Raw genomic sequence first — 16,674 nt, forward strand, 5'->3', positions numbered from 1 at the left:
CAGTCAGCCAGCTTGCGTCGTGAGCAACGCCAGAGGCGCGCTTGTTCGAACGATCGCCGGCGGCCCGGGTGTCACCGGACCACCATGGCCACGGGTCTGCGTGGCCGCGGCCTGGACCAGCAGACCGGCCTGCCGGACCGGATCGCTGGCCGGCGTGGCGCCGGCGTCGGCGGTGGTGAAGCTCACTTCGGTGAACCAGGTGTCGGGCGCGAAGTGGCCGGCGAATCCCGTCAATCGATATCGGCGGTAAGGCACGCCGCGGGTGTCGATGTCGATGCGGACGGGCTCGCGCCCATCGATGCGGACGCCCCGCGAAACGGTCAGTTCCTGGCCGGTCGGACCGACCGCGTGGACGCTCCAGGAGCCGGCGCCTGATCGGCGCGGCGCGTTGCCGGGGCGCTCCGCCGGCGCGACGGCGAGTTCGAAGCGCGTCAGCGCGAGCGCGTCCTTGAAGCTGAAGTCCAGCGATGGCTGGGGGCCCTGCATCGGCGTGACCAGCGCGAGCGGCACGTCCCCCGGCTGCGCTGGCGGCCGCCATGCGGTGGCTTCACCAGGCGCCGCGGAGCCGTCCACGAGATTCGACGGCGAACTGCGGCCCCATCCCGCGGCCGGGGGCCGCGCCGGCACCTTCACGATCCTCGCGAGCCCGGCTTCCCGGAAGCGCACGCTCGGGTCCGGCGCCACGATGTGGGGAAAGGCGCTTCTGTCCTTCTTCCAGCCCGATCCGCTGCCTTGCGGAAAGCGGCGTGCCGCGCGCTGTCTGGCGTCATCGTGAAGCGCCGCCACGACGGCGATGTCCTGATCCGCGCGCAGCGTCGGCAGGACGAGCTCACCGGGCGTGAGCTCGTACGCGATGCCGCTCTGGCCGTGGTCGTCGGCCCGGTCGAACCAGTCGCCGTCGCGGTCCAGGCGCAGGTGCTTCGTGAGCACCAGACGGGAGCTGCCCCATGAGCGCTCTTCCCCAAGATCGCCCCGCGTGCCGACCTGGATCAGCGCGGTCCGATCCCCCGATCCTTCGTACGCGGCGCGGCGCGCGTTGCCGCGCACCAGGTCTTCGACCGGGACGCGCGCGGCATGGAGCCGCTTGAGCATCGCGTGGTCGTCAACGCCCGCGCGCTGCATGCCGTCGACCCAGTCTTCATCCAGGGTGTCCACCGCGGTCATCGCCGCCGCGAGCGCCTTGGCCACCTCGGGCGGCCGGCCGCGGACCCTCAGGATGAGTTCGAGCAGCGCCGGCGTGTCGGCGGTCGCGGCCAGTGCATCGCCCGGCTTGGCGCCGAGGAGGCGGACGAGATCGTCAAGGGCGGCCAGCGAGCCGTCCGGGCGGTCCTGGCCGTCGGGACCGGCGGGCCGCGAACCGCTCCAGGTCTCGAAGGCCTCGAGCATGTCCAGCGCAATCCCGTGCGACAGCACGCGCTCCGCGTAGGTCCACGACCGCTCGTTGACGATCAGGTGCCGAAGCAGCTCGCCATGGGCGGTGGCCGACAAGGCGGCGACCGCCGGACTGGCGGCGTAGCCGTCGATGTAGCTGGCCGGCGGCATGGTCCCCGCTGCCGAAGCCGCGGCCAGCACGTGATGGGCGCGCCGCACCTGCGCCGGGGTCATGGACCGCAGCCGCGTGGCGATGTCCGGCGGCAGGCCCTTGAGCCGGAAATAGGTCCGCACGGCCGCGAGCTCGTAAGGCCCTGGATCGGAGGCTTGCGCGCTGCGGACATCCCGCGCGATGCGCGAGATCGCCTTCACTCGCCGCTCGTCCACGATGCCCTGCGCCCGCAGCAGGGCGACGATCGAGGCGTCGGCGCCCTGGGCCTGGTATCGCCGCCAGTCCGTCTCGAGCTCCTCCGGCAGCAGCGGTGAGAGCGGGTCGCCGGTGAAGTCCTCCATGACCCGCGCCTTGTCCCGCGTCATCGGATCCGGCCGGTGATGCTCGGGAGCGAGGTAGTAGTCCTGCAGGAACACCGTGGAGGACGCCGGCCCCGGTGCGGGCCCCGCATGCGACGTGAGCAGCAGCGATCGGCCCTCGATGCGGGCGCTGGCGTGGTGGCGCAGCAGCACGGCCCGCCGGCGCGCGGGCCGGGGCGTCCAGGGCGCTTCGGGCGCGGCCAGCACCAGATGGCGGCCCGGGATGAAGCCCGGCACCTCGCTTTCGGTGCAATTGGCGCCATTGGCGCCATCGGGGCTGTACACCATCAGTCCGCTCTCGTGGATGACCGGCAGCGCGTAGACCATGCCCGGATAGCCCACGAGGGTCAGCGTCAGGCGCCGGGCCAGCGGATTGACGGCGTGTTCGCGGATCCGGACGGTCGAGCCGCCGCCCTCGATGACGAGGTCGTCGCCATCACGCCGCAGGCGCAGGTCCGCGGGCGCGATCGCCAGGTGGAGCACGTCGTGCGCCGAGTCGCTCGCGCTGTTGTCGATCACGGCCGACAGGCCGGCCGGCACGCGATAGGTGTCGGCGCCATCGCCGCCCGTCATCACGGCGCGGGGATGCACGGCGCCGGCGTCGATGACGTCATCACCGGGCGTGCCGAGGCCGGCGTTGGCCGGAAGGCTGACCCGCGGTGGCGGGTCCGAGGACCGCGTCCCGGGCGCCTCCCGGTCCTGCGCCAGGCGCATCGCCCCGTCCGGCCCGCCGGGGGATGGCATGAGGAGCGGGGCGTCCGCCCCGGAGCGCCCCTGGGCGCGGGCCCACAGCGCGAGCGGCGGCTGCTCGCCGGCGTCGGCGCGCGCACGGCGGGGCAAGGTGAGCCTCAGCGGCCGGTAGCTGGCGGCGGCGTCCGCCGGGGCGACTTCCTCGATGACGAGGTCGTCCTCGACGCGGCGATGGCGCAGGCGCTCGACGGGCACTTCCAGTGCGATGTCCATCGGGACCGCGGTGCGTGGCAGCGCGCAAAAGTCGCCGCCGCCGGCCATCAGGTGATGCCGTGTCCGTGCGTTCTCGCCCGTCAGCGACCGGCGCGAGGCGGGGACGCGCGCATCGAGGAAGAGGTGCCTGTTCATCGATGCCGAGGGCCGGTCCCGATCGCTGGCCTCTTGCGCGTTCATCCACATCATCCGCACCTGCGTCGCGTCGACGATCACGACCGGCGGATCGTGCGGCGCGCCCGTGCCGAGGAAGTAGCGGGCCAGCGTCAGCGTGCCGCCCTCGCACCGCAGGAGCAGATCGTCGCCGGAGCGGCGCCAGGCGATGGATTCGTGGAGCCCGTCGACGCGCAGCTCCAGCGCGGCCGCGCGGCCCAGGAATTCAATGGTGGCGCTGACGCCGCGCGGCCAGAAGGCTGTGTCCGCCGACGAGACCACGATCCGGTTGCCGCCGCGCAGCAGGTAGACGTTGCGGCCGCCGCCGCCTTCGATGCGCGCCCGCCCGGCCGTCACGTCGAAGTGCTCGTCGCCGGGGCCGCCGAGCAGGTCCACCTCAGCGGCGTTCTGGATCGTCCATCGCTCGATGCCGGCCAGATCGTTGTGCCGGGCCTTGCCGGTGGCGATGTCGTCGACGGAGAACTGGTACTTCCCTGTCCCCGCGTAGCCGCCGGCTTGTCTGGCGAGCAGCTTGACCTTGAGGCCGGTGGCATCGAACACGAGTTCGTCGGTGCCGGGGCCGCCATCGATGCTGGCGTGACTGCGCGCATCGAGCAGGAAGCGGTCATGGCCCGCGCCGCCCTTGAAATCGCCGGCCGCGCCGAAGAGCTCGAACAGCTGGTCGGCCTTCGCGGTCGAGGCGCCCGGCAGTTCGAAGGTCCGCATTTCATGCACGTCCAGCCATGCCGTCGAAACCGTGTCCGCCGCGCGGGCGTCCGCATGCGGACGGGTCACGATCGCGGAGCTGCGCGGCACCGGAGCGCGGTCCTGCAGGACGAAGGTGTAGGGCGGGTTCGCGCCTGGAATCTTGAAGGTCGCGTGCTTCACCGGAAACGCCAGATCCGGATGGCGGATGCGGCCGTAGCCGGCCTTGGCCAGCGACGCGCCGCGGAAGGCGAGGTCGGCCTCCCACGCGGCGCGGCGCGCGGCGGACCGTTTGCGGGCCTCGCCGATGGCCAGCTTCTCGACCTCGGCCCGGCGGATGACATCGGTCTGGAAGCCGAAGGTCAGCGCCAGGCCCGCGAGGAAGGCATCGCCGCTGGAGGTCCCGCGCCGGATGAAGGCGCCGTACTCGTCCAGCCACAGCCCCGTGTTGACGGCGCCGAAGGTGGCCATCGCCAGCAGCGCGGCCGGCAGCGCCGCGGCGCCGGCCACGGAGAAGGCGGTGCCCAGCGAGGTGCCCGCGACGGCGCTGGCGCCGCCCGCGTACGCGGTGGCCAGCTGCACGCCGTTCGTGGCCAGGCTGAAGGCCGTGAAGAGACTGGCCAGCACCGTGTTGGCGACGAGGCTGCGATGCGCGTGGTTGTCGGTGTCCAGGCCGCTGCGGTGGAATTCCCTCCACTGCAGGCCGAGTACGACCAGCCCCAGCCCGGACAGCCCGACGTCGGCCACGCCGCCGGCCAGCGCGCAGGAGATGGCGCTCAGCACGCGGCTGCGGCCGGCGCTCCGCGAGAGCGCGGCCCCCAGCCGCAGCGTCAGCGGCGTGATCACGACACCGCCGAGCTGCGTCAGCGACAGGCCTCGCATGGTCATGTCCATCGTCTGCCAGCCATGCGCGAGCTGGGCGGCGCCGATCATCGTGTTGATCGCGCCCAGGCCCTGGTTGGACAGGGCGTTCCAGTCGATGCGGCGCAGTTGCTCGCGCAGCGAAGTCCGAAGCGCGCGGGCCTTGTCGAGGAAACGCCTGGCCGCGCCCTGCACGGTCGACACCAGGCGGTCGAAGGCGAAGTCGGACAGCTGGAGCAGCGCGGCGGCGGAGCGCAGCAGCGCGGCCTCGTGCCTGCCGGCGATCAGCCCGGACAAGCGGTCCGCCCGCAGCCGCGGCGATCCGCGGGTGCCAGCCTCGATCAGGCCCAGCGCCCGCAGATGGTCCAGCGCGTTGTCCGCGGAGATCCTCGACACCTCCCGCAGCACCTGGGGCGGCCCGAGGGCGTCATCGGCGATGCCCGCCATCACGCGCTCCAGCGGCGTGCCCCGGTGGTCGGAGAAGAGCTCGCGCACGGCCTTCGCGCCCGGACTGTCCATCGCGACGTCGTGCGACCAGTCGAGGTCGGAGGCGGTGAAGCGCTCGTCCGACGGCAGGATGCCGGGCGGCGCGGGATGCCGTTCGACGACCCGCACGCTGGCGCTGTCGCGGTCGTAGGTCATCACGACGAGGTCGCCGGGCCGATGGTGGGTGAGCCTGCGTGTGCCATCGGCCTGCACGTGCATCGTCAGCTTGCGGATCTTGCCGGCGCCGCCGCCGTCGCCGCGCGACTCGGTGAGGTGCAGTTCCCCCGTCGGCGCGGTGAGCGGGACGCCGCGTGCCCACTCGTAGGTGTCGAGCGTCTTCAGGAAACGGGTCGCGAAGTTCGGGTCCAGCCCGGGGCTCGCGACATCGCAGGACACCAGCTGGATGCCGCTGATGCGGCCGCGCGCCGGGGCGGCCAGCGCCAGCTTCGTCAGCCAGACGTCCAGCTGGCCGGCGAGGCGCCACGACGGCCATCCGGCCAGGCCCTGCTCGCTGCCGCCGTCCAGGCGGCCGGAACGGCCCACCAGCGCGATCCTGACCTGCGTGGCGTCGCCGGCGGCGTTCAGCAAGGCCTGACCCCGCAGGATCCGGGCCTCACCCCGGTTCTCGCCGCCGCGCTGGAGCCACGCGGCCTCGCCGGCATGCTTGCGGTACTGCAGCCACGCGGCCGTGTAGCCCTGCGCGGAGTCGTCGAGCTGAAAGATCAGCCGCAGCCGCTTCGGGGGCGCGGCCGGGGCCGGCGGCTCGTCGGGCAGCGGCAGGTTCAAGCCGTGCGCGCCCCAATGCGCGGCATCGGCGGCCGGTGGCGGTCCTGGGCGCAGGAGCCGCAGGGCCGTGGCGACGTTGTCGCGGTCAGGCTGCCAGGTCACGGTCGAGGTGGAGCTGTCGTAGTCCGCGATGGGCGTGTTCGTGGCCGCGAGCACCAGATCGCCGGCCCGGATCTCGCGCCCGCGCAGTTCGAGCCGGGGCAGCAGGGCGATGGGGCTCCGGCCGTCCCTGGGACGCAGGTGGCGCAGGATGAAGAGCTCCAGCGTGAACAGGTCCAGGTCCTGGCGCCATTCGGCATCCCATCGGGACAGACGCGGGTTCCGGCTCCGATAGTGGCGCAGCGCAGGCACCTTCATGCGGGCGAGCGCGCGTCCCTCGCGCAGGAAGGTCACCGACCCGTCCTCTCGATCCAGCACTTGCGCCAGTCCGGGCGTGACCCACTTGAGCGCGGGCATGGGCAGGAAGGATTCCAGGGAAGCCGGCCAGGCCAGCGCCGAGGATGCCGCGGCGAAACGGATCTCGTCGGTCGCCCTGATCTGTTCCAGCAGAGGGGCCATGTCCGGGGAGTCCTGGAACAGGGGCAGCAGCGGCGCGATCCGGCCCCGGCGCTTCCAGCGCACCAGGTCGTTGATCGCATCGTTGCCGGCCTCCGCCAGCGCACCGCCGCTTCCCTGCAGTTCGGCGGCCCGGCCGGCCCACTCGATCTTGTCGTCGAGCTCGTCCATCAGGTGGGCCAAGGCCCGGGTTTCGTCGGCGCTGAGCCTGCGGCCATGCGCGATCTCGAGTTGAAGATGCTGCAGATCCTCGCGCCGCAACCTCGCCCAATCGGCCTGCTGCTCGAGAAACCAGGACTTGAACTCGCCGGGGCCAATCCAATCGAAGTCCAGGTCCTCGGTCAGCATCAGCAGCAAGGGCAGTTCGTCCGCGAACGACGCGCTGGTGGAGATGAACTGACCGTCCTCGGTGGCCGTCCATGCATCCGCCCGCCAGGATGGCGGTGAGCGCCGCGTGACCACCGGCGGCGGCATGAGATCGAGCGCGGCCATGCGTCGCAAGGCGGGCTCCGACTGGGCCAGTTGCGCGTGCCACCCTTCAAGCAGCGCCGCCGACGGGCGATGCGCGAGCGGGTCGGCGGACGAGGGCGGGTCGAGTTCGATCCTGAACGGGTGGCCGGTCAGGCTTGATCGCAGTGCGCGCGTCAGCACGCGGCGATGCGCCGCCGTGCTGCCGAGGCCTTGGGTCTGGAGGCCCGGGCTGGTGCGCTGGAGGTGGGCGCTCAGGAAGCCGTCCAGCGCGTCGAGCACCCGCAGGAAGACGACGTCGGCCGAGGCGGCGGAGGAGCGGCCGGCGGAGGACGGACGTCCATCGCTCAGGAAGGGATCCGTGACGTCGATGCCCGGCGGTGCTTCGAGCCAGTTGATCCCGGGGCGGATGTCCAGGCGATGCAGCCCGTCCAGCGCCTGCTTGAGCCGGCCGGCATCGTTCAGGCCGGCGGCGAGATCGGCGCCGATGGCTTGCAGCGCCGGATCGCTCGGACTGGTGAGCAAGGCGGCGGCCAGGGCCCTGATGGCGATGCCCTGGATCGCGCCGATCGTCGTGTCGGTCAGGCCGGCGCCGCGCACGGCGTACAGCAGGTCGATCACCGCATGCGTGCGCTCCAGGGAGGAGAGCGCCGTGATCGGCGACCAGCCGGCCGCCGGCACGCGCGACGCGGCGGACGCGGAGGGAAGGGGATGCATGACGACACCTGGCGCGGAAGTGGACCAGCGCCCTGAGTGCCGGATCCATCGCGGCCCCGAAGGGCCGCGCCGCGTCCCGCGGTGAGGTTCAGCGGCTGTGCGCGGTCAGCTTTGCCAGCGGCGCGGCCAGCGTGACGCCCGGCGCGCTGGACAGCACGCTGTCGATCGACTCGTCCAGTCCCGGCTGTGCCGCGCGCAGTACCGGCGCGGCGTTGTCGCGCCGCATGGCCACGCCCACCGCCAGCATGTCGATCACGAGCAGGTGCAGGATGCGGCTGATCATGGGCAGGTGCGTGGCGACATCCTCGACGTGGTCGACGATCAGCGCCGCGTCGGCCTTCTTGGCCAGCGGCGACTGGCTGGCGGTGATCGCCACCACGTGGGCGCCGCGCTCGCGCGCCGCGTCGGCCACGGCGATCAGCTCGGGCAGCTTGCCGCTGCTGCTGATCAGCACCGCCACGTCGCCCGCCTTGAGCGTGCGCGCGGCCAGCAGCTGCAGACGCGGCTCGACGTAGGCGTTGCAGGCGATGCCCAGGCGCAGGAACTTGAACTGCGCGTCCTGCGCGACCACGCCGTAATGGCCGATGGCGAAGAACTCGATCCGCGGTGCCTTGAGCAGCAGTTCGATGCTGCGGTCGATGGTGTCGCGGTTGAGCTGGCTGCGCACCTGCAGGATCGCCGAGGCGGTGTTGCCCAGCACCTTCTCGCCGAGCTCCACCATCGAGTCGTCCTGCGTCACCTGGGTGTGGCTGACCGGCACCGTGCCGGTCAGGCCCGAGGCCAGCCGCAGCTTGAAGTCGGACAGCCCCTCGCAACCCAGCGAGCGGCAGAAGCGGATCACCGTCGGCTGGCTGACATGGGCCGCCTTGGCGATCTCGGCGATCGGGTCGTTGAGCACCTTGCGCGAATGGGCGAGCACGTGGTCCGCCACGCGCTGCTCGGCCGGCGACAGGCCGTCGCGCGCGCGCCGGATCTGACCCACGATCGCCGACGCGCCGCCGGTGCTCTGCAGGCTGCGCATCTGCGCCTCCAGGATCGCCGAGGCGCCCTTGAAGGTCGCGTGCTCGGCGGTGATCACGTAGGTCGGGATCGCGGCGACGTAGCTGGAGAAGCGCCCCTTGTCCTCGAAGCGGGCGCGAAAGCGCGAGCGGTCGAAGTACTCGCCCAGCCGCGGCACGATGCCGCCGCCGATGTAGATGCCGCCCAGGGCGCCCAGCGTCACGGCCAGGTTGGCCGCGGCCGTGCCCAGCAGCGTGCAGAACAGCTCCAGCGTCTCCTCGCAGACCGGGTCGGTGGCCTCGAGCGCGCGGGCGGTGATCTCGGGCGCGCTCAGCGGCTCGCAGGGACGCTTCAGGTAGTCCGCCATCGCGCGGTGCATCAATTCCAGGCCGGGGCCGGACAGCAGCCGCTCGAAGGAGACGTGTTCGTACTCGTTCCAGGCGAAGCGCAGCAGCGCGATCTCGCGCTCGTCGCGCGGGGCGAAGTTGGTGTGGCCGCCTTCCGAGCCCAGCGAGATCCAGCCTTCGCCGGCCGGGATCAGGCCCGAGACGCCCAGGCCGGAGCCCGAGCCCAGCAGCCCGATGACGCTGTGGGCGCGCGGCTCGCCGCCGCCGATCTGGCGGATTTCGCTGCCGCGCAGGCGCGGCAGCGCCATTGCCAGCGCGGTGAAGTCGTTGACGACCACCAGTGTGTCCAGGCCCAGGCGCTGACGTGCCTCCTCGATCGAGAACTGCCAGTGGTAGTTGGTCATGCGGACCAGGTCGCCCTCGACCGGGTTGGCGATCGCGATCGCCGCGTGCGCGATCTGGAGCTGCTTGGGCAGGCGGTCCATGTAGGCGCGCACGGCGGCATGGAAGTCGGCGTGTTCCGAGCAGCGCAGCAGCGCGATGTGCTCGAACTCTCCCGGGGCGGTCTCCAGGGCGAAGCGGGCGAAGGTGCCGCCGATGTCGGCGATCAGCCGGGGACTGTCGAATTCACGCATGAAAGAGGGTGGATGGCCGCGGCCGGACGCGCGCGGCGAAGGGAAGGGCGATTATGTCCCGGCGCTCGAAAGCCGCCGGAAGGGTTCGCCCTAGCGATCCGGAGGCCCCCGAGCAAGAACTCCCTCGCCCCCCGCGAGGGGGGAGAAGGCAGGGGAGAGGGGGTGCTTCGAAGGGCAGCAGCGGTGTGGCGCGATCCCCCTCTCCCCTCCCTCTCCCCGCTGGGGCGAGGGGATGACTTCGACGAGCGGTGGGTGGTTCATGCTGTAGTGTGACTACATCAATCGCCCCGGCGCACTGCCGGTGAAAAATCTCAATGACAGCAGCGAGTTAATCGCGCTTGCACATTCGATTGCCACCCGAAGGTGTCGCCGTAAACCCCGCCTTCGGGACTCCTCTCTTGTGTGAGCTGTGTAGTTTTGCTACCTTTCTCGGCTTCGCCGATCCGGCGCTGACCAAGTAGGGCAAGAAGAGTGCAAACAGAACCAGGTATGACCATCAGCCGGACCGGGGTCTCCGGCAGTCGAGGCGGTGCCGCGGGCTATCCGTGGCTGGTCGCGGACATTGGCGGCAGCAATGCCCGCTTCGGCTGGGTCGATGGTCCCGGCCGGCCGGTGGAGCATGTACGCAAGCTCCCCGTCCCTCGCTATGAATCGCTGCACGCCGCAGCCGAGGCTTATCTGGCGGAACTCGCCGGACTGGGTGTCTCCGCTCGTCCTCGCCGCGCCTCGCTGGCGCTGGCCACGGCGATCAAGAGCGACCGCATCGAACTGACCAACAGCCACTGGACCTTCTCGCGCAGCAAGTTGCAGGCCGATCTGGGCTTGGATGAGCTGCGGCTGCTCAATGACTTCGAGGCGCTCGCACTGTCGCTGCCGGGTCTGACCTCCGAGCAGACGGCCGCCGTGCCCGGCCCCGCGCTTGCCGGCAAGCCGCACGGCACGCTGGCGGTCATCGGACCCGGCACGGGGCTTGGCGTCGGCGGCGTGATCGAGACCTCCGGCGGCTGGGTCGCGCTGCCCGGCGAAGGCGGCCACATGACGCTGGCGCCGACCAACGATTACGAAAGCGAGTTGCTCGCCGTCGCGCGCCGGGAGTTCCCGCATGTGTCGGCCGAGCGCTTCCTCTCCGGCATCGGACTGCCGACGCTGCATGCGACCGTCGCGACGGTCGAGGGTCAGCCGTCCGCGCAGCGCCTGACGGCGGAGCAGATGCTGGAACGCGCCCAGGCGGGCGACGCGATCTGCGCCAAGACGGTGGAGCAGTTTTGCGCCTTCCTCGGCAGCTTCGCCGGCAGCGTCGCCCTGGCGCTGGGCGCGACCACGGTCTACATCGGCGGCGGCATCGTTCCGCGGCTGGGTGACCGGTTCTTCGAGTCTCCCTTCCGTGCTCGCTTCGAGGCCAAGGGGCGCTTCGCCTCCTATCTGGGCGCGGTTCCTTGCGTCCTGATTACCGACACGCTGACCGCGCTCGCGGGCGCCGCGTTCGCGCTGGAGCAGTCGGTCCGATGAGCTCGTAGTCGAGCTATCGCTGAGTTGTAGTCGAGCTACATAACCCACTGATAACGGCGGCCCCTAGGGTCGCCGTTTTGCATTTGTGCTCCATAACTTGCTGTTTTATTGGTGTTAACCCGAAAATGTGGCGTCGTTTTTCTGCCATTGGAGGGTTCTCACTGGCCTTCCAGGGTTTGCGAGAACTTGGTTCGACATCTAGTTTTAGTACAGAATTCTTTTCGAACGTTGGGTTCCGTGGTCCCTGCAGCGTGAACCTTCAGGTCGCAGTGCCCCGCAGGGCGAGCCAGAGATGGACGCCGGATGGCGTTCCAGAGCAGCAAGAGCTACAGGAGACAGACAAATGAAGACATCGCACGCCTCGCGCGAGCTGTTCCGCGTGCAGCCGGTCGCGGCCGGCTGCCTGGTGGCGCTGGCCGTGATGGCCGGCGCCGCGCACGCGCAGCAAGCCCAGACCGAAGCCGACAAGGAAGCCGCGGCCAAGGCCGCCGCCGACAAGACACTGGAGACGGTGACCGTCACCGGCATCCGCCGCGGCATCGAGGCCGCGATCTCGGTGAAGAAAAACTCCGACCTGATCGTCGAGGCGGTGTCGGCCGAGGACATCGGCAAGCTGCCCGACGTGTCGATCGCCGAATCGATCGCCCGCCTGCCCGGCCTGTCGGCCCAGCGCGTGGCGGGACGCGCGCAGGTGATCTCGGTGCGCGGTCTGTCGCCCGACTTCGCCACCACGCTGCTCAATGGCCGTGAGCTGGTCTCCACCGGCGACAACCGCAGCGTCGAGTTCGACCAGTACCCGTCCGAGCTGCTCAGCGGCGTGGTGATCTACAAGACGCCGGATGCCGGTCTGGTGGGCCAGGGTCTGTCGGGGACGATCGACATGCAGACGGTGCGGCCGCTCAACTTCAGCACCCGCGTGGTGACGCTGAACGCGCGCGGGCAGCGCAACTCGCTGGGCAAGGCGGCCAACGCGAGCGCCACCGGCAATCGGCTCAGCGCCAGCTACATCGACCAATTCGCCGACCGGACGATCGGCGTGTCGCTGGGCTACGCGCACCAGCAGACGCCGGTGCAGGAAGAGCAGGTCGGTTTCTACGAGCCGTGGGACCAGACCAGCCGCACCGGGCTGCCGGCGGGCACCTACAACTCGGGCGGCATCAAGGCGCTGCGCCGCACGGGCAAGACCGAGCGCGATGCGCTGATGGGCACGGTGGAGTTCCGCCCGACCAAGAACTGGACCAGCGTCGTCGACGGCTTCTGGACCAAGGCCAAGCAGGTGGACACCGCCAACCAGTTCGAGATGAACCTGGGCTGGAACGGCAACAACGCGCCGGCCGGGCTGAGCTGGTCGAATCCGGTCATCAACGAGAACGGCACGCAGACCGGCGGCACGCTGCTGAATGCGTATCCGCTGGTGCGCGGCATGTACAACAAGCGCGACGACAAGATCGTCGCCGCGGGCTGGAACAACAAGCTGCGCTTCGAGAGCGGGCTGTCGCTGACGGCGGACGTCAACTACTCGCGCGCCACGCGCAACGAACTGAACCTGGAGAACAACACCCAGCTCGCGCGGGCCTCGGCGACCAACTGGCCGCTGGACAACGTGGCGCTGGCGTTCAAGACGGGCGACTTCTCGCAGATCGTGCCGACGCAGAAGTACTCGGACCCGGCGCTGCTGTACCTGCAGGACACGATCTACGGCTCGGGCTACGGCAAGGTGCCCAGCGTCAAGGACGAGCTGACCGGCTTCAAGCTGGTGGCCAACCTCCCGGCGCCGGACTTCGCATCGGGGCTGTTCTCGGATTTCGAGGCGGGCCTGAACTACGCGGACCGCTCGAAGAAGAAGCGTCAGCCTGAAGGCAACATCAATGTCGGCGCGCAAGGCCCGACGACGATCGCCTCGGACCTGCAGTACAGCCCGGTGGACCTGAGCTTCGCCGGCCTGGGTCTGATCCCGGCCTGGAACGTGCCGGGCGCGGTCGGCCGCTACATGACCTTCAATCCGGGTGAAACGGCCAGCTACCTGATTCCCAAGGCCTGGCAGGTCAAGGAGAAGGCGGCGACGGTTTATCTGAAGGGCAACCTGGACGCGACCACCTTCGGCATCCCGATGCGCGGCAACGTCGGCCTGCAGGTGGTGCGCACGGACCAGTCCTCGCAGTCCAACTACTGGGACTCGACGCTCAACAACGGCACCGGCGGCGTGAAGCCGATCGAAGGCGGCAAGACCTACACGGACTACCTGCCGTCGCTGAACCTGTCGTGGAGTCTGCCGGGCGATCAGACGGTGCGCTTCGCGCTGGCCAAGCAGATGGCGCGTCCGCGCGTGGAGCAGATGAACGCGGGCCTGGAGTTCGGCGTCAATGGCACGACCGGCAGGCCGGGCGCCACGGGCGGCAACCCGACGCTGAATCCGTGGCGTGCCAACGCGGTCGACCTGTCGTGGGAGAAGTACTTCGGCAACAAGGCCTACGTGGCCGCGGCCGCGTACTACAAGGACCTGCGCAGCTACATCTACAAGCAGACGGTGGATGGCTACGACTTCTCGCGCTTCGTGGTCGATTACAAGCCGCAGCCGGGCCAGCCGCCGGCGCAACTGACCGGCGACTTCACGGCCCCGTACAACGGCCAGGGTGGCCAGCTCAAGGGCCTGGAGCTGACGGCGTCGCTGCCGCTGAACCTGATCAGCTCGTCGCTGAATGGATTCGGCATCACGGCCAGCGCGACCTTCAACGACAGCAACATCTCGATCAAGGATCCGGACAGCGCGAGCAGCGTGGGCAGCGGTCCGATCGCGCTGCCGGGCCTGTCCAAGCGTGTGTACAACCTGACCGCGTACTACGAAGCCAATGGCTTCGAGTTCCGGATCAGCCAGCGCAGGCGCTCGGACTTCATCGGCGAGATCGGCAACTTCAACGGCTCGCGCACGCTGCGCTACGTGGTGGGCGAGAGCATCGTGGATGCGCAGATCGGCTACACGTTCAACGATGGTCCGCTGAAGGGGCTGGGGCTGCTGGCGCAGGTCAACAACCTGACCGACGAGGCGTACCGCACCTACGCGCAGAGCAAGGATCGCCCGCTGGAGTACATCAAGTGGGGCCGCACCTTCCTGCTGGGCGCGACCTACAAGTTCTGATCGCCGGCCGAGCCCGCGAGCCTGAATGACGCAGCCCCGTCCGGCGTGAGCCGGGCGGGGCTGTTTGCATGGCGTCATCGAGGCTGCTGAGATGAGATATATATCTGCAGATTCGCTGATGTACTAATATATATGTCATGCCAAAACGCAGCGCCGCCGCCGACCAGATGCCCATCGCGGTACTCGCGCACCTGCGGGAACTGGGGGAAAACCTGTCGCTTGCCAGGAAGCGGCGGCAGGAGCCGCTGAAGTCCTGGGCGAAGCGGATCGGTGTGTCCGAGCCGACTCTGATGCGGATGGAGAAGGGCGATCCGACCGTCTCCATGGCCGTCTATGCGACGGCGCTGTGGCTCATGGGGCGGGACTCGGCGCTGCCGGATCTCGCCGCGCCCGAACATGATCGCGGCGCGCTCGAGCAGGCCGTGCGGGTCGCGAAGCAGCGCGCGGTGCGCAAGCGCACGACGATCGATGAGCGGCTCGCCGCGGGCAAGGATCGAGGAGGCGATGCATGAGCAGGGAACGAGACTATGAGCCGTCCGAAGCGCTTTGGCTGTGGTGGCTGGGCGATCCGGCGGCGCCGATGCTGATTGGGGAATTGCGCATCGCGCGGGCCCTGAAAGGCGTATCCCTGATCTATGGGCGGGACTGGCTGCAGAAGGGCTTCGCCTTGAGCGAGGATCTGCCGCTTGATCCCGGGGAGAAGTTCCCTGCGGAAAAGGAGACCGCGGCCGGCGCGGTCGATGACGCGCGACCCGATCGATGGGGTGAGCGCGTGATCCGCTTCCTCGACAAGCCCAAGCGCCTGGCGGTGCTGGACTACCTGTACTTCGCTGGACACGAGCGCTTCGGGGCGCTCGGTGTATCGACATCGCCCGAGGTCTACGAACCTCGCCGCCTGGGGCCGCTGCCGCATCTCGCGGACGTGGCCTCGATGGACGAGCTGGTGCGGCGCATCCTCGCGGGCGAGCCGGTGGACGACGCGGGACGGCGCCTGATCGCTCCGGGCGTCACGTTCGGTGGCGCGCGCCCGAAGGGCTTGATCACGATCGACGGCGAGCAGTGGGTCGTCAAGTTCTCGGAGCCGGGTGAAGACTTCGACATGCCGCTGGTCGAGCACGCGACGATGACGCTGTGCGCGCGTGCCGGCATCCGGGTCGCCGAGACCCGCGCATTGACGCTGCCGCAAGGGCATGCTGTCGCGGTGCGGCGGTTCGACCGGGCGGGAAGCCGGCGCGTGCATGCGATGTCGGCGAATGTCGCGCTCAAGGCGATGAAGGCTGGGCTCGGCTATCCGGAGCTGTCGCAGTTGCTGAGGCGACGGGGCGTCATTGAAGGCGATCGGTCGCAGATGGAGATGCGCGAGCTGTTCCGGCGGATGGTGTTCAACATCCTGATCGACAACACCGATGACCATGAGAAGAACCACGTGCTGCTGGTCACGCAGCGCGGAGAGTTGTCCTTGTCACCCGCGTTCGATGTGCTGCCGTCCGGACAGGCGCTGGGATATCAGCAACTGCGGGTCGGCGTGGAGGGGCACGATTCGACGATCGACAACGCCATGTCTGAGGCTCATCTCTTCGGGATGAAGGACAAGCAGGCGGCGGAAGAGGTCGCGCGCGTCGCCGAAGTCGTCAACGGCTGGAAGGCTCATTTCCAACAAGCTGGTGTGTCGTCGAGGGACATCGAGCTGCTGGCCGAGCAGATCGATCGACCGGACCTGGCCTCGCAGCACGTGAAGCGGCGGAGCTGAATCGGGTGAGCTGAATGACGCAACCCCGTCCGGCGTGAGCCGGGCGGGGCTGTTTGCATTGGATCTAGGCGCCGGAACCCGCCTCTGCGAGCGACGGACTGACGCGCCTTCTTCAGGGCGTGGTTGGAGCTTGTCGTGGGATTGCAGTTGTTGCTGTGCGCGTTGCGCCGGGTGGGGGTTGTCGCCATGGCGCTGTTGGGCGGCATGAGCATGACGCCGGTGTCGGCGCAGTACCGCGAGCAGCGCATCACCACGGCGCAGGGGACCTATGTCTTGCGCAGCGATGCCGACGATGACGAGCGGATGGAGGGCTGGTCCTCGTCGTTGATGGTGCATCGCCCGGACGGCACCGAATTGCTGTTCGCGGAAGTCGGCCTGGTGGTGGGCTGCTGGGAATTCACGCCGCAGGTCGTGCAGGTGAAGGCCAGGTCCGGACGTCAGGTTTCCGTCGTGTTGTTGTGCGGGACTCCCGCCGGGGCTGGCAACTGGCGCCTTCACGACGCCCGCGGTGCCTTTGGCTCCTTGGCAATGGCCTGTCGTGGAGCACGGATGGTCCCGCCAGGATCGAATCTCGGACCTCATCAAATCACTGGAAGCTCAGCCTCGCGGCTACATCGACTCGCATCGCTTCGATGCGAGTGGGGCTTCCATTTCCACGCGCCAACGGTTCAGACGTTCGGTGGGGGAGATGTGGGCACCTGA

7 protein-coding genes are annotated in these 16,674 nt (G+C 69.6%); 5 read left to right on the forward strand and 2 right to left on the reverse strand.

All coding sequences use genetic code 11. The features are described from left to right. Window positions 1-3: 3 nt before the first annotated feature. Together ABDW61_RS08020 and ABDW61_RS08025 are read right to left on the reverse strand one after the other, a co-directional pair. The gene (locus tag ABDW61_RS08020; RefSeq protein ID WP_343637911.1) at window positions 4-7,596 is read right to left on the reverse strand and encodes a C80 family cysteine peptidase; all 7,593 of its coding nucleotides are present in this window, start codon (window positions 7,594-7,596) and stop codon (window positions 4-6) included. Window positions 7,597-7,684: 88 nt separating this feature from the next. Beyond that, complete coding sequence (locus ABDW61_RS08025; RefSeq protein WP_343637912.1) at window positions 7,685-9,577, reverse strand: glucokinase; 1,893 nt, start codon at window positions 9,575-9,577, stop codon at window positions 7,685-7,687. Between the two features lie 489 nt (window positions 9,578-10,066). On the opposite strand from ABDW61_RS08025, the gene glk reads away from it, so the two are divergent. The 5 genes from glk (at window position 10,067) to ABDW61_RS08050 (ending at window position 16,674) form a co-directional block, all read left to right on the forward strand. Further along, a complete protein-coding gene (glk, locus tag ABDW61_RS08030) occupies window positions 10,067-11,086 on the forward strand; it encodes a glucokinase (protein ID WP_343637913.1) in 1,020 nt (339 codons plus the stop codon). A 343-nt stretch (window positions 11,087-11,429) separates the two neighbouring features. Next, complete coding sequence (locus ABDW61_RS08035; RefSeq protein ID WP_343637914.1) at window positions 11,430-14,222, forward strand: TonB-dependent receptor; 2,793 nt, start codon at window positions 11,430-11,432, stop codon at window positions 14,220-14,222. 137 nt (window positions 14,223-14,359) lie between these two features. Then, on the forward strand, window positions 14,360-14,734 hold the full coding sequence (locus tag ABDW61_RS08040) for an XRE family transcriptional regulator (RefSeq protein WP_343637915.1): 375 nt from the start codon (window positions 14,360-14,362) through the stop codon (window positions 14,732-14,734). Beyond that, entirely contained in the window at window positions 14,731-15,972 is a 1,242-nt protein-coding gene (locus ABDW61_RS08045; protein WP_343637916.1) for a HipA domain-containing protein, read from the forward strand. The genes ABDW61_RS08040 and ABDW61_RS08045 overlap by 4 nt, the downstream gene beginning before the upstream one ends. A 135-nt stretch (window positions 15,973-16,107) precedes the next feature. Next, window positions 16,108-16,674, forward strand: a complete 567-nt coding sequence (locus tag ABDW61_RS08050; protein ID WP_343637917.1) for a hypothetical protein — start codon at window positions 16,108-16,110, stop codon at window positions 16,672-16,674.

This window comes from Roseateles sp. (genome assembly GCF_039595595.1).
Lineage (GTDB): Bacteria > Pseudomonadota > Gammaproteobacteria > Burkholderiales > Burkholderiaceae_C > Roseateles.